The following is an 18157-nucleotide window of genomic DNA, read 5'->3' on the forward strand; positions in this document are numbered from 1 at the left end:
CATTATGAGTTCAACTCCTTTTTTTGCCCTTTACTTCATTTAAGCTTCTTTATAATAGAGAAATAAGCTGGTATTAAATAATGGGATAGGATTTCGAATTATATTTGAATTTGACAATAATGACAATGAAAATACAGATAGGAATCCATAAAATCGGCAGCAACTGATACAAATAGTATGGTTTGCCAAAAAACATTGTGGTAAAGCTTCTTACTGAGACATTGGTAATACTCATAAAGTTTACCGGAAGCAAATTTTTGATATTGCCAAAAATATTAAATAAAGTAGGCACAATATACATAATGATAACGGTTAATGCTAATGATCTGTAAGTAGATTTAATAAACGTTGAGACAAGACAACCAATCATCGCAGTCACCAGCGTTCCTAAAAAAATACTCATTACACCAATCAAATAAGCTTGTCTAAAATTGAAAATGGAAACCATATAAATTTGTTCGATGACACTGACAGAAGCATCACCGATTCCGCCTGTCAATAAAGCATACAGTGAGACTCCGCCTACAATCACCACAAACCCAATGGTACTGCTGATAAGGACAGCCCCGATTTTAGAGAGAATTAAACGTGATTTTCCATTTATACAAGTACGCTGTATTTCCAACATTTGATTTTTTCGTTCTTTATTCACAATATCCGTGGAGATCAACAGCACCCAAATCATCAAAAGAATACCCGAAGTAGCTAAGGTGCTAAGCAAGCTGCCTAAGTTTTTTGTATCCCCATAATAGAACTTATCAATGGAATTCATCTTATCTTTCAGCATTAAAATTTCCGCTTTGCTCAGATTCGCAGAAGAATAAACAGGGGACGGAGTTGCTTCACCGCTTAATCCGCTATACATAGTCCCATACGTTCCATCTTCACTATTCCATGGTTTATTTTTTAGAATAATTTCCGCATAGTTCATATAAATATCCCACGCAACATCTTTCGCAATATCTTCTTTCGTTGAAGGAAGTATGTTTTTTCTTAAGATCAACTGCTTTTTCCCCTCTTCGACTTCACCATCCGCTGCTATTGTATAATCTTGGTGATTTAGTGCATAATCTAAACTCCAGCCGGTGCCATAAAGCTCGTTCATCTGATCGACATCAAACAGTTGTTCATTGCTGCGCAATTCACTCTCGATAAACGCCTGCTGAAGCCTTTCCCACCAAGACTCATCCATGATCCCCGTCCACTGCTGCTTCGCTACGGCAATTTCTTGCATCACTTCTTGTTTACTCATTTTCTGCCCCTGATCATAGTAGTCTCTTTGCAAAATTGAGGGTGCATCATTTTTAACATTGACATTATATATCCATACACAAATCAAACAAAATATAATCAATACTAGAAAATTAATTTTAGAGCCTATTATTTTTTTGCATTCATATAGAAAGAGTCTCATTCGTTTCCCTCCTCAAAAAAATATAAATATAAGTCATTTAGTGTTGCTTCAACGACTTCTCCTTGTCCTTTATTTTCTTTATCAATATATCGAACCATAATGCCATCCCCTCTTGTTTTTTGTGAACAGATCACAGCTTGAAACTGCCAATGTTTCCATTCATTTTGACTAACAACACATTCCTTGACCATGCCTTCAATCGTTTTTAGTAAGATCTGAGGAGTATCATAGGCTAATATACTGCCTTTTTTCATAATCATGATCTTATCTGCAATAGCTTCTACATCGCTGACAATATGCGTTGAAAGCAAAATGATTTTTTCTCTTGATAATTCTGAGAGCAATCTTGAAAACTGATTTCTTTCTTTTGGGTCCAATCCTGCCGTCGGTTCATCCAAGATTAAAAATGCCGGATCATTTAATAAAGCTTGAGCAATCCCTAAACGCTGACGCATTCCTCCGGATAATGCCTTTACTTTCTTTTTTCGTTCATTTTCCAAATGCAGTTTGGGTAAAAGTTCATTAATTCTTTTTTCCGTATACGCTTTCGTTAACCCTTTGATTGCCCCCATATAATATAGAAACTCATCAACTCTAAACGTTGGATACATACCTAGATGCTGTGGCATATAGCCGATTTGAGAAAGATATTCTTCTTTCTTATTTTCAATATTGATATCTCCAAAACAGACATTCCCTTCATCCTGCATCAAGACACCGACAATGATTCGCAGCAAAGTGGTCTTACCGCTTCCATTTGCTCCCAGCAATCCGATAATTCCGGGAGATAACGTTGCATTCAAATGATTAACGGCAAGTGTACGTCCATATTGTTTTGTGATATTTTCTAATTTAAGGTTCATTTACGATCTCCATCCTTTTAAAATATAGTTCTTTTTATTTTTGCAGTGAACATAGATAATGCTTATCATCAGCAAGCAAGTAATCGTTCCCCAAATCAGCCCGACCGCACCCATACGATGATAAATTTGAGCATTAATCTGTACCCATGAAAAATGCATAAGCTGATTTAACGACTGAAAATTTAGAAAGCTTGATGGAAAGAAAACATTCCATGCAGTATTAAAAAAGCGAATTGTAATTAAACTTGGTCCCGCATAAAAAAGAATGCTTCCTGCCAGACTGGCAAATGGCTTTTTCATAATAACAGATAAAAATGCCGCTACCATTGTACAGCTTACTCCGCCAACCATCATTAATAGAAAAGCCTGCTGATTGATCTCTTTAAAATTATAGATTTGAAATGCCCCTTCAAGCATCAAAACCGTTGTTTTGCTCCCTTGTAAATTAAGCATGGAAGATGTACTTAAAGCTAATACTCCGTACATCAGTAAGCCAATCGTTACAGTCATTATTAAAGCAACTGCAATTTTAGCAAAAGCTAATGGTTTTCTTCCCATCCGAGAACTTTTAAGCATATCCATGATGCCTGCCGCTTCTTCTTGATTAAATAAATCACTAAACAGATATAAACAGCTGATAATATAAACAATGGCACAGTATTTAAAGATTTCCAAACGTGTAAGCCATCCTTCATAGGGGCCATAGACCGGTGAATGTTTTTCTAAATCCACTTTAACAATTTCCGGAGTCATGATGTTATGTTTATTGGTTTCATAGTTATTATAGGTGTATTTGCCTTTCCAGTAAGCATCAGAAACTGTTTGATATTTCATATCCATCTGCCCTAAATCACTATTGGTTACATCATCAAGCATTGTCTTTGCCCTTGACAGCCAGCTTTCATCAATCAATCCGGCTAAGTCTGTCCGAATCTGATCGGCAGATTGTTTCCCCTTAGCCAAAGATACCCATTCGCCATCAAAAAGTACTTGAGAATGCTGCTCGCTATACTGAAAACCCAAAACGAACAATAGTGGCAGTATCATCAAAAATGCAATAACGATACGATGCGGAAGCGGATGTAAAAACTTTTTTAATTCACACTTTATTAGATTTTTCATTTTCCGTGCCTCCATTTATTTACATTCAAAGAATTCATTAAACAATAGATAAACGAAATAACCAACAAAGCAACGCCAAATGTATCTAAAAAATGTAAAATCTGATTGGAACAGTTGATCTCTGCTGTTATTAAGACACCAATGGCTAAGGTATACAGCAAAACAAAATTCGCCAGTAAATTCTCACGATTACGCAGCTGTAATATTAATCCGGTTAATACAAAAAACGGGATACAACCACCACAAAGCAACGTATAAAAATGAAGGTTGGTTTTACTTGCCAGCAGGAAAGACACTAAGCTTAATCCGGTAAGAGAAATAAAGCTCAATAAGCTCATCTTCCATATCAATAAACGCTGAGGTGAATATTCACAGGTTCTTTCCAACTCTGACATTTGATAGATGTCTGAACGAATCAGTTCCGCTGATACCGCAATCGACATAATAATCCCCCCCATCCATAATAGTGCCATCGAAAATTGTCTGGCAGCACCGGGCAACAAGATCCAGCCTAATACTAAAACCAACAGAGATAAAAGTCCTTGCAGACAAATGCTTTTCCATCCATATAAAAAGATAACTCTTTTAATAACCTCCGTCATATTCCTTTCTTTTTTCACAGTTTGAACATTATTTAAAATCTGCTTAGAATGCTCAATAGTCTTTATTATATCCGCCTCTAAGATTGGTGGAATTTCAATGTTTTCTAAATTCAATTTTGCTTTTTTCATTACCAGCCCTCCTTTTTTGCCATTTTTTTCAACAATTCTACAGCCAACTTTGATTGTGATTTCAACGTCGAGACATGTTTCCCGGTAATTTTTGAAATATCCTTGAACTTCATCTTTTCATAATAACGCAGATAAATAATATCCTGCAAATGAACTGGCAGCTGCTCAATCCATTTTCTTAAAATAATGTCTTCTTCCTGACGTTCTACTATCGTCTGTGTATCGTAAGCTGGGTCACTAATCAATGACTCATCCAATTCACTGATTACGATCTTTTGTGATTTGAAATAGTCATAGAGAAGATGCTGTGCAATTCTATATAAATAGTTCAACAGCTTCCCCTGATCTTGATATTGCTGAATATGTGAGAAAAAATGATAGAAAGTTTCCTGAGTCAGGTCTTTAGCTAAGCCTTCGTCCATTATACGGCGATATAAGTATCCATATATTTTAGGATAACAATCACGAATCATGGAATCCAATGCATGCTCCTCTTTTTGAGCGATTCGTTTTATTATTTTAGAACTCATCGATAACCTCCTTCACTCTATATAACGATTGATTTATAAAAAAGACGAAAAAATATGAAAAAACAAAAAAAGATGTAAGATTTCTCTTACACCCTTCTTTTCGTTAATTATAATTTAACTACGTTGCGAGCTTGTAATCCCTTATCTCCCTCAACAAGTTCAAATTCAACTAATTGACCTTCGTCTACTGTTTTGAATCCGTCTTGTACGATTTGAGAATAATGGAAAAATACATCTTTGTCTCCACCATCCATGATGATGAATCCAAATCCCTTTTCTTTGTTAAACATTTTAACTTTTCCTGTTGCCATTTTCAATAATACCTTAAACCTTTCAATAATCTAATGTCTTCCGACAATTAAACTATACTACACCTATTCATAAAATGCAAATTATTTTTGTAGGATATCCCTATTATCTCTTGCTCTTTTGCAGCTTATATTCGATTTTATTCATTATTCTTTCAGGAATCATTTTTCCTAAATAATATGCCCCTTTATTTTTAGTTCCGGGTACAATTATTTTTTTATTTTTAAATACATCACGCATAATTTTTTCTGCAATGCAATCACTTCCATCTTTTGCTAAAGAATGGGTAATATTTGCCTGTTTGTCAAAAGCAGAGAGAAAGGAACCCGGCAGACAAGTTTGAACCAAAATATCTTTAGTAGAATGAGCCAGTTCGACGTTGATGCTTTTAGACAGCATTAATAAAAAGGCTTTGGAAGCCCCATATCCTGCCATCAGTGGGTCTGCCTGTTTAGCGGCAATAGATGCCACATTCAAGATCCTGCCTGTTTGCTGATTGGCAATATAGCTTTTCATCAAAAGTGCCGGAGCCAACATATTTAACTCCAACATTTTCCTTTCCTGATCACTTGGGATCTTCCAAAACTCTCCAAAGCAGCCGATTCCGGCGTTGTTAATGAGTAAATCCACTTTTTCATCTTGTAAATAAGCGCATACTTTGGAAATATCCGCTTCATCCGTAAGGTCAGCAACGATAATCTCACTTTTATTTGGCAGCTCTTTTTGCAAACGCAGTAAAGCCTCTTCATGACGTGCAATTAAAACGACACAATATTGATGAACAGACAGCCATTTGGCAAAGGACTCTCCCAGACCACTGCTTGCTCCGGTAATGACTGCTTTCATTATTTTTTTCGATCCTTTTGACTTTTTACCTGTTTCCAATATTGGGCAATCTGCTGTTCATGCTTATTGTTAGAGGGCTGATAATAAACTTTCCCAACTAAATCTTCCGGCATATAAATCTGATGCACATAATCATTTACATAATCATGAGGATAAATATAATTCTGTCCCTTTTGTTCTCCTAATCCATCATAGTGTACGTTTTGAATACAGCGTGGAAGACGACTGCCTTTTCCGCTGCTTGCATCCTGCATTGCCATCGCAATAGCATTACAGGCAGAATTGGATTTCGGTGCTGTTGCCAACACTATAACTGCTTGTGCTAAGGGGATCTGTGCTTCCGGAAGCCCTAATTGAATAGCACTGTCCACACATGCCTTCACTATCGTAATTGCCTGCGGATAAGCCATCCCAATATCTTCTGCTGCGATCACTTGCAGACGTCGGCAAGGAGAAAGCAGATCTCCCCCATTCAATAATTTCGCCAAATAAAATAATGCTGCATTTTCATCACTTCCCCGAATCGATTTTTGAAGTCCTGACAACAAGTCATAATGCTGATCTCCATCTTTATCAAAATTCATCCCGGTATGCTGAACAAGTTGGGTAACCACTTCCTTAGTAATTACGATTTCCTTTTCTTCTCCCCGACAAGCAAAATAAGATAATTCCACCGAATTCAACGCTTTCCTTACATCACCGCCACTTGTTTTAGCAATATATAATTTCACATCATCTTCGATATTAAAATGAATATCATGTTCTTGCTCTAAAAAATGATAAGCACGATCAATTGCCGGCAGCAGTTCTTCTGCACTGACCGACTTAAATTCAAAGACTGCACTACGGCTCAGCAAGGCATTATATACATAAAAATAAGGATTCTCGGTTGTTGACGCAATTAATGTAATCTTCCCTACTTCAATATATTCTAATAAAGACTGCTGTTGTTTTTTATTCAAATACTGTATTTCATCTAAATAAAGAATAATTCCCTGAGTCGCATAAATACTTTCCGACTCTGCCATGATGGCTTTGATATCTGCCAAAGATGCCGTTGTTCCATTTAATTTATAATACTGTTTATCACTGTATTTCGCTATCATCTTGGCTACTGTCGTTTTTCCTACTCCCGGTGGTCCAAAAAAGATCAGATTGGGAATTTGTCTTGATTCAATGATTTTTCTTAAAGGTTTTCCCTCCCCTAAAAGATGACGTTGTCCTACAATATCATCTATCGTCTCCGGTCTTAATTTATCTGCTAATGGCATTTATCATCACCTCTTTGGTTATTATATATTATTTTTGGAGATTTGGGTATGTTTATTATTTCATAACTTCAAATGCAGGATCAACCTTTTCCTAATACCATTTTCTACTTTAATTGAGCGTTTATACCGCCTATTCCCGCATTTTAGTTTCACATTCTATATTCATTGGGATTGGCAGATTATCTTAGTGTATATTCGCTATTTACGTCGTTTTATAAAATTCTTTCATATATTCATATTCTGAGTCTAAAGCCAGTCAATAATCTGTCTAATTGAAACGAAGCGATTGCTTATCAGAGTTTTTCCTATATAATGTTAAATAAAGGAGTGATAAAATGAAACGATGCGGCTGGGCAAAAACACCAGAAGAAATAAAATACCACGATCAGCATTGGTGTCGATTACACCATGATGATCATACCTTATTTGAAATGCTGATTTTAGAAGGACTGCAAGCCGGATTAAGCTGGCGTTTAATATTAGAAAGATGGGACGGACTTCAAGATGCACTCGATCATTTTGACTATCAATTAATTGCTGAATATGATGATTCAAAAAAGGCAGAACTCTTAGTTCATCCCGCGATGATTAAAAATCGACGTAAAATCGATGCCATCATCACCAATGCCAAAGCATTTATGGAAGTACAAAAAGAATTTGGCAGTTTTGATACATATATCTGGCAATTCTGTAACCATCAGCCTATTATCAACCAATGGAAAACTTTAGAAGAAGTGCCTGCTTTTACCCCTTTATCCAAAGAAATAAGCAAAGACCTCAAAAAGCGTGGGTTCAAATTTGTCGGTGAAACAATTATCTATTCTTATATGCAATCGATTGGGATGGTAAATGATCATTTGATCGATTGTCCATGTTTTAAAGAGTGTCAGCAATAAATCTTAAGAGAATCTTTAATAATTACTACAAAGAATATTAATAAAACTGACCTATACTATGTGTGTCAGGAAAATAATAAGTGAGGGAAAAAAATGAATAACCAAACGATTCTCGTTGTTGAAGACGAGCAGGAGATTGCAAATGCCATCGCAATCTATTTAAAAAATCAGGGATACCATGTCCTAATTGCCGAAAACGGACAAGAAGGGTTAGATGTACTGGAACAAAATGTTGTACATCTAGCTATCATTGATATTATGATGCCAGTCATGGATGGAATTTCTATGGTGTTAAAACTAAGAGAAACGCATGATCTGCCTGTCATCATGTTATCCGCTAAATCAGAAGATATTGATAAAATTACGGGGCTGAATATGGGGGCTGACGATTACATGACAAAGCCTTTTGTTCCAATGGAGTTATTAGCACGTGTCAATTCCCATTTACGACGTTATCAACGTTATATGAAAAGTCAAGATGTAGTAAGTGAAAACGTCAAAATCATTGGCGGTTTGGAACTAAACGAAGATACTAAGGAAGTTTTCGTGGATGGACAGCTTACTAAATTAACACCTATCGAATTTAAAATCTTAGATTTGTTTATGTCTAATCCGGGTATCGTTTTTGATACAGATACCATTTACGAAAAAGTATGGAACGATATTGCCATCAATAGTGATACTGTCATGGTTCATATCCGTAACTTAAGAGAAAAGATTGAAATTGATCCTAAAAATCCACGATATATTAAAGTGGTCTGGGGAATTGGCTATAAAATTGAAAAACAATAAGGAGACGATACTATGAAGAAAAAATCGATCATTGTTTTCCTTCTCCCCTTCATCCTGATCGTTGCCAGCTGTATTGGCATTATGCAGTATGACAGCCTCAACAGTGCACGTAACTACAGCTACACACAACAAAACAATACGACTCAAATTCGTAATGAATATTTGCAAAGCTATACCTTTGAGTTAGATCTGATTCGATTTTGTTATGCGATCGACTATAACAACCGCTATGACCTTAATGTTTCCAATGAAAAAAACTTACGACAATTATATGGGTCGAATTTAAGTACTTATCTGATTAATCAAATGGATAATTTTATTATTTCCGCAAATGATAATTTGCAATATGAATACTCATTTTTGAAATACCATATGCTGGATCTTACAGACAGTTCTACGTATTCTAATTTCGGAGAGATTCCAATGAATGCCAGCGGTTATGTATATAAAATCACCTTTGATGAGGAAGGGGCAATTTCGATAGAAACCGCTTCAGACATCAACGTGCCTATCAAGACAGCTTATGCAAACTTAATTCGCAGTAATTTCCAATCCAATTATTCCAGTTCACAAGAAACAATCGAACTTTTAAAGAATCGTGTATTTACTTTCCAAGTAGAAAAATCAGCCGATCTTTCTTCGCTTGTTTCTTACAACAGTAATGTCTATGTCTATAAAGATTATTCATATCATATGAATGCCGTGCTGTTTAGCTTTGTTGTTTTAGCCATCTTAGGATTATGTTTGCCGTTAAAAAAATTAAGACAGTTTTCTTTCTATCAGAATATCATTGATATTCCTTTAGAGATATTAGTCATTGTCTCGCTAGGCTTCTTAACTTTCTCGGGTCGTTATATCGCAAGCAACTTTTTCTACAATAATCCATTAAGTGTAATGCTTTATGCTATTCTGGCTTTTATCTTCCTTATGGATGTCTTGGTGTTTAAATATTTCTTGCAGTATCCACCTTTGCAATATATAAAGGAACGAAGCTTAACAGCTCAAGTTGCCAGTTTTGTATTTGATAATATGAAACAATTTGACTTAGCTGAAAAATATAATCTGACCTTATTTAAAGTGGTCGTTGTTAATGCATTTGTGATCATTATCCTGCCAATGTGGATGGGTGTCATCGGACTAATTATCTATTGTGTTTTGTTGTTTATTATTATGATTAATGTGGCTAATCGTGTTAAAAATGATTATCAGTCCTTATTGGAAGTGACCTCTTCGATTGCTTCTGGTAAATTTGATAAAACAACAAATACCGATTTAGGTGTATTCAACTCTTATAAAGATTCAATGGATACAATCCGAGATGACTTTAAAAATGCTGTAGATAATGAGATCCGTTCTGAAAAAATGAAAACAGAATTAATCACCAGTGTCTCACATGATTTAAAAACACCATTAACATCAATCGTGACCTATGCGGATTTACTAAAAGATAATCATCTTGATGATGAAAAGAAAAAAGAATACATTGCCGTTATTGACCGTAATGCTCTGCGTTTAAAAAATCTGATCAACGATCTCTTTGAAGTCAGTAAGGCATCATCAGGAAATATCACTTTAAATTTAATGAAAATTGATATTATCTCATTAATTAAACAAGCGATCTTGGAATATGATCATCTCTTTGAAAAACAAGGGTTAAAATTGAAATTTACTTCTAATCAGGAAAAATCAATTTTAAAATTAGACAGTCAAAAAACGTATCGTATTTTTACGAACTTGCTGGTTAATATATCCAAGTATGCAATGGAAAATACACGTGTTTATATCGATGTCAAAGATACACAAGACAAAGTTGAAATTACATTAAAGAATATCAGTAAACATGAAATTCGTATTGAAGCGAATGAATTATTAGAACGATTTGTTCAAGGTGACAGTTCACGTCATAGTGAAGGTTCTGGTTTAGGATTAGCCATTACCAAAACATTTACCGAACTTCAAGGCGGAACTTGTCAAGTAAGTGTAGATGGTGATTTATTCAAAGTCACTCTTATATTTGATAAATAGTGAAGCTGCCATTGGCAGCTTTTTTCTATCTTCTAATTATGTGAATTTTTCCATATTGCTGACATATTATAACCAACATTTCTTGCTATACTGTAATCATAGAAAGGAGGATAGTTAAAGACTTAATAAGCAGACAAAATAGTTTTTTTCAATTAATTTCCCTAAACTTAAAATATATATAATAATTTGTAATCATAAGGCAAAGAGAAACCGAGTAATCCCGACTCGGTTTTTCATTTTACAATGATAAAATCAATGTTTTTTGATATTATCCAATCAATGAAAACTGTCGGAATATTTTGTTTTGCTTGTACGCTATCTTCTTAAAATACGACTTGACACCAATTTTGGAAATACTTTCAGCCTTCCTTATTGTATATTTTGGAATACTGGTTAATAGCATAATCGGGATCAATGTGGGTATAATGCTCAGTCATCTTGATTGATGAGTACCTCATTAATACCTTAGTAATCATCAAATCAAACTCTTTTTCACCGTTGCATTACACATTTCTCTCTAAATGGAATACAATAAAAACAAATTCACTCACCCCAAAGAGAGATTAATTTATAATTATTTTGAAAGATATATAGAAAAATAGAATTAGATGTAGTCTAGTTCATCTTTTTCTGTTTAATCTATACAGATTATGAAAAACCATGCTAATATTTAAGTAGATATAGATAAACTCTAATAAAGTATGGGTGTATATTACCTATCCAAATAAGCGATTATGATAATTCCTAGCAGCAATAATATGAAGCTACGTTTTTTAAAAAATCATATAAGGAGAGTAAGGTCATGAAAAACTTTAAAAAAAATTTAGTTTTTGCAATGAGTATGTGTATGGCAATTATTTTAGTGATGAAACCGATTCATGCAGAAGAAACTATCAAACCAAAGTATATAGAACACTGTCAACTTTATAATACTAAAGTGAAAGTTTATGATTCTTTATTAGAAAAAGGAGTACATATGTTTTCTTTCACGGTTGGTGTAGATGTTTCAGGAACAAGAGGTTATGTGACTTCCGGAAGTTTCAGTATACAATGTATTGTACCATCAAATATTAGTTCTGTGAGTGGATATGGTGGATATATTACAGTGGATAGAAAATCTGACTTTTTAGCAACAGCTAGTGCAATATGGTATTCAACTTTTACAAATAATGCCATTACATTAGCCGAAATCGGATAAATATGCATTTTCGTACTTTAAAAATATTAAGAGAGAAAGCACACCAAATATATGATATTTATTTTAAAGCTATACTCATGTGCTTTGTTTCTTATTTATTATTTAATTCCGTCAGATTTCTAAGTAATAGTAATACTTCCCAGCCTTTTAACCCCAATCCAATTTATGCTTGGTGGAAAGACACTCATTTACTCATAATCTTTATATTCATCTACATTTTTATAGTCAACCCGTTGAATGTTTATATTTATAGCTATTGCCATAAAAAAACCATGTCAGTAAGGTATCCTTTCTTATTTTGGAAAAAAGCGGTATGTTGTTCTTTTATACAGCTTATCTCTATTGGAATTGGAGCATTAATGTTTATAATCCCCGGTTATTATATTTCATATAGATTGAGATTTCTTCCCCTATTTATTGTAAATCATTATACTAAATTAAATTCATTTCAAATCATAAAAGTATGCTGGCAAGAGGGAGCTCTCTATACTTTATCTGACATCTTAATCATTGATATTATCTTTGGAGTTATTCATTATTACTTATATAATTTTGATTATATTTGGATTGCTTTTTCGGCTTTACAATATTGTATATTTACAATCTTATATTCCTATAAAGTCCCTACTACTAATAAAGCTGATATTTAAAATACAAAGAGATGTAAAAATAGTTTTACAAAAGAGTTTAATAAGATAATGGGTTCAAAACCATTTATTTGTTAAACTCTTTTTATATGGTTACTAAGCAATAAAAAAATATTCATCATTTTATTGACAAATATTAGCAAAATATGCAACATACTATAAAAATACATCATTTTGTACAGTATACAAAGCATTCGTAATTCGATAATATTATTTATGGAAAAGAAAGGAGGCAATTCAACTATAATAAAAAAACACTAGTTGCCATTGTAATTTGTTTCAAACAGCGATGTCAATATGCGCATGATAAGAATTATAATTACATTCCGGAAACAAAAAGCGGATACTTCCCTATGAGGCAACAACAATAATTATGGGATATCCACCTACCTAATGAGCAATAAAACGAAAATGAAAACAAAATTTATGAAAGAGGGATATTATTTATGTTCAAAAATATCAAAAAATTAGCTTGCCTAATGATCGCTTTAGCAATCTGTGCAGGAGTTAGCTGTCAACACATTCACGATGATAACTGTGGTTATAATCCAGAAACCAATAATGGTTGTACGCATGTATCAATCATGCCGCTAATTGAGGGTGAACCACCAATCGGATAGAATGAAAAGATTTATTTTAAACAATACAATTATTAATTCAATCCTAAATAATGATCAAAATACCAATGAGAATTATTTTCAAACCTATTTAGACAAAGAAATTGAATTAGATGAAGTTACAATTGTTGATGCAGAGATCATTCTTGACAAAATCTTTAAAGATTTTTATTATTATCAATCTTTTTTCAACTCAGAAAAAAGAGCATCCATCATCAATTTTCTTTTAAAAAATAAAGACTTGTTTGAAAAAGCAATCAATTATGATACATTTTTAATCATGATCTTCATTCACTTAGTTACTATTAAGCAATATGATCATGTTGTGATTGAAATTGATAAATATTTAGATGATTTATATAAAATTGATTATCAAGTATATGAACCGGACTTAAAAACACTAAGTTATATCCAATACCGTGCTGCTTTTTATCATTTCAACCATCAAAATGAATTAGCAAAAAAACAGCTTGAATACATCATTCAAGGTTATCCAGAAAGAAATATCCATTTTTTAGCAACCACTTACTTTCTTCTTTCCCTTGTCTATATTGCTAATGGTCAATTGGATCAAGCTATCATTAGCTGCAAAGAAACAGAAAAGTTATCATTAGAGACAAGTAATTATAAACGATATTTCTATAGTCAAATGAATTTAGCGAGAACTATGTCTGCATTAGGTGGTTTTGATGAAGCCATTAAGTTATATAGGGAATGTTTAGATGGAGCAGATAATCTCCATTTAGATATGAAAACTGTTCTACTCGAATATATAGCTACTGTGATGATGTATAATCAGGATTATCAAAAAGCAATTGATACGCTAAATAAGATAAATAGAGAAGATATCTCTAATAATTCTGCTTACATATATGCTTTTTGTTTTTTACAATTAAACAACAAAGCTAAATGTTTTCAATGGATCGAGATTGGAAAGACAGCTTCTAACACACAGCCTAGTGCGGACAGATATCTGATATTAATTGAAAAAATTGCCCGTCAGGATGAGCAAATGATTCATTATTTAAAAGATTTCAGAGAATATGAAAGTACAACTGAAAACTACGGAAGCTATCAATTTCTAAACAAATTACTTATCCATTATTTAATTGAATCCGAACAATATAAAGAAGCTTGTTTTTATGCCGGTTTGCTTGATTAAAACAAGACCTTAAAACTGAATCACAATGATTCAGTTTTTTATTTACACTATCATTCAAACACTGTTGCGAAAATTAAAATAAATCATTATCAAATAATAAAACACTGTTTAAAGTCATCTCAATTGCATTGAACAATCTAAACGTTTGACTATAATCAAACATGTAAAGGAGATGAACCATATGTATATCTACTATCCAAGCTGTAATTTTATGAAAGCTTCCCCTGCTACTGAAAAGAAAGTAAAAGCCTATTTAAAGCAACGATTCAACATCGGTCATACAAAATGCTGCCGATTTGAAAATTTATCTTCCTTAAAAGAGTTTACTGCTCTAACCGTATGTCAGGCTTGCAATGAAGAAATTCAAAGAAAAGAACCGACGATTCAAAGAATGAGTATATGGGAATTTATTGATCAGGACACTGACTTTATTTTCCCAGATTTCAAAGGAAAAAAGATGATTCTTCAAGATTGTTTCCGAGATGCACAAAATCCTAAAGCTTATAACGCTGTAAGAAATATTATGTTAAAGATGAATATTCAAATTATTGAATTAGAAAATAAAAAAGAAAATGCTGATTTCTGCGGATTATTACATTATGAACCCAAAGATAATAAATTAAAAGATGTGTGGAAACAATATGACAACTGTAAACTTTCTCGTCTGCCATTAGAACTACAAACGCAATTCATGGAGGAACAAACTGCACTATATAAAAATAATCTTGTTGTCTGCTATTGCAACTCATGTTTAAGAGGGATTAAGTTAGGTGGTGGAAACGGAGTTCATCTTTTAGACTTAGTCATGCAAAATCAATAATTTAGTAAAGAAAAATTGAGCAAAGCAGCTCAATTTTTATATGATATGCAGTTCTTCAAATTCTTCTTGGGTTAATGCAGCACCTTTTTTCTGAACAATTTTACCGGAAACTTTATTAGCAATTTGTATGGCTTGTTTTAAAGGCATAGATCGACTAAGACAGGCAATGATTGCGCCAATATGTCCGTCCCCTGCTCCAATCGTATCTACCGGTTTTACTTGTTTAGTAGGGATAAAATAGCAGTCTGTATGATCTTTATAATATGTTCCTTCTGCTCCCAATGTCACAATAATCGTATTTTGACTCAACAAATACATTTCTTCAACTGCTTTTTCTAAACTTTCTTTCTGACTGAAAGCGAGGATTTCACTTTTGTTTAAATGGAGAATCGGATGTAACGCCAACAAACGCTTCATTTTTTCCCTTCCAATTTTACAGATGCGCGGTCCCGGAGCAAAGAAAATAGTAAGATGAGGATTCTTTTCTAAAAATAAAATAATCTGATCACCGCTTGTTTCCTCTATTTCCAATCCACAAATATAAACATACTGAAAATCTAGGGAATTAATCTGATTAAACCATGCTTCTTTAAAAAAGTATTCTGCTCCATGCTCACAAATAAACGTGCGTTCACCACTTTGATCTACAATACAATAACAACAGCCATTTGGTTGAGAAGGTTCCAATAAGATCGGAATATTTTCTTGTTGTAAATAATGACGTACAAAATCACCGTAAACCCCTTGACCAACCGGAGTGAATAATACATATTCGCTTTGAAATAGTGCCAGCATCCTGCTTACATTAAAAGCACAGCCGCCAATATGCAGACTTTGCTGTTTAATATTTTCATCTTCTCCGATTTTAGGCAGACGCTCAACCTCTATCACTACATCGCAAACTGTCGATCCAATAATTAATGTTTTCATAGGGTTACTCCTATAAATCCAAATGAGACTGGCTCATTTCTTGATTAAATTGCATAGCTGGGGGAATAACTTCCAATAACTGCTCCGTTCCCTCTCCTCGTACCCAGCATTCAGCTTCATCTTTTGTTAGAATCAATGGCATCCGATCATGGATCTGATCAACACTCGGATTCGCTTTCGTTGTAATAATCGTATATTCCCAGCGATCTTTTTGATAACGATACAACCCTGCCATATATAAGTAGCTATGATCGTTTAAATGAATGTCTGTTTTCATTTTTGCTTCGTCCCATTCATAATACCCGTTTGCCATGATCAAGCAATGCTTTAAACCTATAAAAGTTGGTTTTGTCAGTAATGTTTCACTTCTGGCATTGATAATGGGTCGCTTATTTATTTTAAATCCCCAATTAGCCTTTTGATAAGAAAACTGATTTTGATCATATACCATAATTTTATATGGCATATCCGGGAAAATAGTTTTTTTCTTACCATGAAGCATAATATAAAACTGTCCGCACATAGGCATCACCTCTTTTCTTATTCTATCATTATTCCCATCATTTTTAAATCACTATACTTTATGAATAAGATTTTGCTATAATGGAAAAGAGGTGAAAGGGATGTATTCTTATTTGGAAATAAAAAACGATACTTTTAATGAAATTTGGGTTAAATTCTGCGGCATCCAAAAATGCAGTGCCAATTATGCTTATGGTCCCGCAATTCGCAGTCACTACCTGATTCATTACTGTTTAAAAGGAAAAGGATATTATCACGTTCATGATAAAATTTATCCTGTTGAAGCCGGTCAAGCTTTTTTAATCTACCCAAATGACACCACTTTTTATCGTGCAGATGAAAAAGATCCCTGGACTTATCTATGGATTGGTTTTGATGGAGATAAAGCTGAATATTACTGCCAACAATGCGGTTTTTCATCTGTCAATCATGTCATTACTTGTCAACTGAACAAGGAAATTCAAACCTGTGTTGAATCCATGATTGCCCATCACCAAATGAGCTACAGCAATGAACTTTTTATTCAGGGACAACTCTATCTGTTTTTTTCATACTTATCTCAAAACCAGCCCTATTACCCTAAAAAAGATACCGTTAAAAGCAATAATATCTATATAACAAAGGCGATTTTATTCATTCAAAACAACTACCAAAATAAAATCAGTGTTCAGGATCTTGCTGATTACTTATCATTAAATCGCAGTTATTTGAGTTCTTTATTTAAGAAGCATTTAAAAACAACCCCACAAAACTTTTTATTACAATATCGTATGAATAAAGCCCGAGATCTGTTAGTAGATACAGACCTTCCAATCAATCAAATTGCTTATTCGTGTGGCTATGCCAATCAGTTAGCTTTTTCAAAAGCTTTTCATCATACCCACTGTTCATCTCCGAGCCAATATCGAAAATCCAATCAGCTTAAAGAAGGACAAATCTTAATTAAATAAAATTTTACCAGACTGTTATAAATCATAAATTTGTTTCAGTCTTTTTTATTTCCAAGTTTTATGCTCTTCTTAAATAAAAATTCTGTTGCTGATATCAGTATACTTCCTTTATTACACAGCCTCTTCCTTAGAAAAACAAAGTGTCAAAAGGGCAGTTTCTATATTTTCCTGATAGTTTTTAGAAATTAAACAAGCAAATAAAATATCTAATATATAGACATGAGAAGTAAAAGCAGTCATGACTTCTAAACTAAGAATCTGCTCTGATGGATAAGTACTGACAAATTCATGACATAAAGTTTTTATTTCCCTTGTTTACTGCCAATCCCAATAACATGAATCCCAGCTTTTTTAAGGTATTTGGCAATATGAAGCATTTCTCTATTGTTACCGGTAAATGACAATAAGACCGCACATCTATTTTGTCTGTTTTTTAAAGATAAAACTTCTTTAATTTTCTAGGGGGATAAGGATAACTTAAAAACAAAAAAATCTCCAAAAATAAAACAACG

Annotated in this window: 18 protein-coding genes; 8 read left to right on the forward strand and 10 right to left on the reverse strand. The window is 33.5% G+C overall.

From position 1 onward, the window contains the following. Window positions 1-73 precede the first annotated feature (73 nt). The 8 genes from BN1225_RS08805 to BN1225_RS08840 all read right to left on the reverse strand — a co-directional run bounded on the left by BN1225_RS08805 (window position 74) and on the right by BN1225_RS08840 (window position 7086). Window positions 74-1414, reverse strand: a complete 1341-nt coding sequence (locus BN1225_RS08805) for an ABC transporter permease subunit (RefSeq protein ID WP_041139433.1) — start codon at window positions 1412-1414, stop codon at window positions 74-76. Beyond that, window positions 1411-2277, reverse strand: a complete 867-nt coding sequence (locus tag BN1225_RS08810; protein WP_041139434.1) for an ABC transporter ATP-binding protein — start codon at window positions 2275-2277, stop codon at window positions 1411-1413. The genes BN1225_RS08805 and BN1225_RS08810 overlap by 4 nt, the downstream gene beginning before the upstream one ends. Next, window positions 2278-3399, reverse strand: a complete 1122-nt coding sequence (locus BN1225_RS08815) for an ABC transporter permease (RefSeq protein ID WP_041139435.1) — start codon at window positions 3397-3399, stop codon at window positions 2278-2280. It abuts the gene before it with no gap. After that, window positions 3396-4130: a hypothetical protein gene (locus BN1225_RS08820; protein ID WP_041139436.1), complete on the reverse strand. Its 735-nt coding sequence runs from the start codon at window positions 4128-4130 to the stop codon at window positions 3396-3398. Before BN1225_RS08820 ends, BN1225_RS08815 begins: the two co-directional genes overlap by 4 nt. Then, window positions 4130-4660: an RNA polymerase sigma factor gene (locus BN1225_RS08825; RefSeq protein WP_041139437.1), complete on the reverse strand. Its 531-nt coding sequence runs from the start codon at window positions 4658-4660 to the stop codon at window positions 4130-4132. Before BN1225_RS08825 ends, BN1225_RS08820 begins: the two co-directional genes overlap by 1 nt. Before the next feature lie 107 nt (window positions 4661-4767). After that, window positions 4768-4971 carry a cold-shock protein gene (locus BN1225_RS08830; protein WP_041139438.1) on the reverse strand — a complete coding sequence of 68 codons (204 nt, stop codon included), beginning with the start codon at window positions 4969-4971 and terminating at the stop codon, window positions 4768-4770. A 103-nt stretch (window positions 4972-5074) separates the two neighbouring features. Further along, a complete protein-coding gene (locus tag BN1225_RS08835; protein ID WP_187117546.1) occupies window positions 5075-5815 on the reverse strand; it encodes an SDR family NAD(P)-dependent oxidoreductase in 741 nt (246 codons plus the stop codon). Beyond that, complete coding sequence (locus BN1225_RS08840; RefSeq protein ID WP_041139440.1) at window positions 5815-7086, reverse strand: replication-associated recombination protein A; 1272 nt, start codon at window positions 7084-7086, stop codon at window positions 5815-5817. Before BN1225_RS08840 ends, BN1225_RS08835 begins: the two co-directional genes overlap by 1 nt. 335 nt (window positions 7087-7421) lie before the next feature. Here BN1225_RS08840 and BN1225_RS08845 point away from each other — a divergent pair, with 335 nt between their 5' ends. The 7 genes from BN1225_RS08845 to BN1225_RS08875 all read left to right on the forward strand — a co-directional run bounded on the left by BN1225_RS08845 (window position 7422) and on the right by BN1225_RS08875 (window position 15243). Then, window positions 7422-7982 carry a DNA-3-methyladenine glycosylase I gene (locus BN1225_RS08845; protein WP_041139441.1) on the forward strand — a complete coding sequence of 187 codons (561 nt, stop codon included), beginning with the start codon at window positions 7422-7424 and terminating at the stop codon, window positions 7980-7982. 93 nt (window positions 7983-8075) lie between these two features. Beyond that, window positions 8076-8774: a response regulator transcription factor gene (locus tag BN1225_RS08850; protein WP_041139442.1), complete on the forward strand. Its 699-nt coding sequence runs from the start codon at window positions 8076-8078 to the stop codon at window positions 8772-8774. 12 nt (window positions 8775-8786) lie between these two features. Next, window positions 8787-10799, forward strand: a complete 2013-nt coding sequence (locus BN1225_RS14130; RefSeq protein ID WP_052466510.1) for a sensor histidine kinase — start codon at window positions 8787-8789, stop codon at window positions 10797-10799. A gap of 802 nt (window positions 10800-11601) precedes the next feature. Next, window positions 11602-11997: a hypothetical protein gene (locus tag BN1225_RS08860; protein ID WP_041139443.1), complete on the forward strand. Its 396-nt coding sequence runs from the start codon at window positions 11602-11604 to the stop codon at window positions 11995-11997. A gap of 1093 nt (window positions 11998-13090) precedes the next feature. After that, window positions 13091-13264 (forward strand): hypothetical protein, encoded by a 174-nt coding sequence (locus BN1225_RS14775; RefSeq protein ID WP_156133052.1) that lies wholly within the window; start codon window positions 13091-13093, stop codon window positions 13262-13264. A gap of 1 nt (window position 13265) precedes the next feature. Next, a complete protein-coding gene (locus BN1225_RS08870; RefSeq protein ID WP_041139445.1) occupies window positions 13266-14423 on the forward strand; it encodes a tetratricopeptide repeat protein in 1158 nt (385 codons plus the stop codon). A 181-nt stretch (window positions 14424-14604) separates the two neighbouring features. Then, window positions 14605-15243: a hypothetical protein gene (locus tag BN1225_RS08875; RefSeq protein WP_041139446.1), complete on the forward strand. Its 639-nt coding sequence runs from the start codon at window positions 14605-14607 to the stop codon at window positions 15241-15243. A 36-nt stretch (window positions 15244-15279) separates the two neighbouring features. On the opposite strand, the gene BN1225_RS08880 is transcribed toward BN1225_RS08875, so the two are convergent. Beyond that, window positions 15280-16173: a PfkB family carbohydrate kinase gene (locus BN1225_RS08880; protein ID WP_041139447.1), complete on the reverse strand. Its 894-nt coding sequence runs from the start codon at window positions 16171-16173 to the stop codon at window positions 15280-15282. A 10-nt stretch (window positions 16174-16183) separates the two neighbouring features. After that, on the reverse strand, window positions 16184-16696 hold the full coding sequence (locus tag BN1225_RS08885; RefSeq protein WP_052466512.1) for an SOS response-associated peptidase: 513 nt from the start codon (window positions 16694-16696) through the stop codon (window positions 16184-16186). A 100-nt stretch (window positions 16697-16796) separates the two neighbouring features. Between BN1225_RS08885 and BN1225_RS08890 the strand changes: the two genes are divergently transcribed. Beyond that, window positions 16797-17645, forward strand: coding sequence for an AraC family transcriptional regulator (locus tag BN1225_RS08890; protein WP_041139448.1), 849 nt, complete (start codon window positions 16797-16799; stop codon window positions 17643-17645). Window positions 17646-18157: the final 512 nt, after the last annotated feature.

Origin of the sequence: Beduini massiliensis, from assembly GCF_000829905.1 — a bacterium.
GTDB lineage: Bacteria > Bacillota_I > Bacilli_A > Erysipelotrichales > Coprobacillaceae > Beduini > Beduini massiliensis.

Excerpts from the sequence above, each read along its gene's own strand:
- BN1225_RS08805 (WP_041139433.1), bottom strand. The coding sequence starts at position 1,414 with ATGAGACTCTTTCTATATGAATGCAAAAAAATAATAGGCTCTAAAATT.
- BN1225_RS08810 (WP_041139434.1), bottom strand. The coding sequence starts at position 2,277 with ATGAACCTTAAATTAGAAAATATCACAAAACAATATGGACGTACACTT.
- BN1225_RS08815 (WP_041139435.1), bottom strand. The coding sequence starts at position 3,399 with ATGAAAAATCTAATAAAGTGTGAATTAAAAAAGTTTTTACATCCGCTT.
- BN1225_RS08820 (WP_041139436.1), bottom strand. The coding sequence starts at position 4,130 with ATGAAAAAAGCAAAATTGAATTTAGAAAACATTGAAATTCCACCAATC.
- BN1225_RS08825 (WP_041139437.1), bottom strand. The coding sequence starts at position 4,660 with ATGAGTTCTAAAATAATAAAACGAATCGCTCAAAAAGAGGAGCATGCA.
- BN1225_RS08830 (WP_041139438.1), bottom strand. The coding sequence starts at position 4,971 with ATGGCAACAGGAAAAGTTAAAATGTTTAACAAAGAAAAGGGATTTGGA.
- BN1225_RS08835 (WP_187117546.1), bottom strand. The coding sequence starts at position 5,815 with ATGAAAGCAGTCATTACCGGAGCAAGCAGTGGTCTGGGAGAGTCCTTT.
- BN1225_RS08840 (WP_041139440.1), bottom strand. The coding sequence starts at position 7,086 with ATGCCATTAGCAGATAAATTAAGACCGGAGACGATAGATGATATTGTA.
- BN1225_RS08845 (WP_041139441.1), top strand. The coding sequence starts at position 7,422 with ATGAAACGATGCGGCTGGGCAAAAACACCAGAAGAAATAAAATACCAC.
- BN1225_RS08850 (WP_041139442.1), top strand. The coding sequence starts at position 8,076 with ATGAATAACCAAACGATTCTCGTTGTTGAAGACGAGCAGGAGATTGCA.
- BN1225_RS14130 (WP_052466510.1), top strand. The coding sequence starts at position 8,787 with ATGAAGAAAAAATCGATCATTGTTTTCCTTCTCCCCTTCATCCTGATC.
- BN1225_RS08860 (WP_041139443.1), top strand. The coding sequence starts at position 11,602 with ATGAAAAACTTTAAAAAAAATTTAGTTTTTGCAATGAGTATGTGTATG.
- BN1225_RS14775 (WP_156133052.1), top strand. The coding sequence starts at position 13,091 with ATGTTCAAAAATATCAAAAAATTAGCTTGCCTAATGATCGCTTTAGCA.
- BN1225_RS08870 (WP_041139445.1), top strand. The coding sequence starts at position 13,266 with ATGAAAAGATTTATTTTAAACAATACAATTATTAATTCAATCCTAAAT.
- BN1225_RS08875 (WP_041139446.1), top strand. The coding sequence starts at position 14,605 with ATGTATATCTACTATCCAAGCTGTAATTTTATGAAAGCTTCCCCTGCT.
- BN1225_RS08880 (WP_041139447.1), bottom strand. The coding sequence starts at position 16,173 with ATGAAAACATTAATTATTGGATCGACAGTTTGCGATGTAGTGATAGAG.
- BN1225_RS08885 (WP_052466512.1), bottom strand. The coding sequence starts at position 16,696 with ATGTGCGGACAGTTTTATATTATGCTTCATGGTAAGAAAAAAACTATT.
- BN1225_RS08890 (WP_041139448.1), top strand. The coding sequence starts at position 16,797 with ATGTATTCTTATTTGGAAATAAAAAACGATACTTTTAATGAAATTTGG.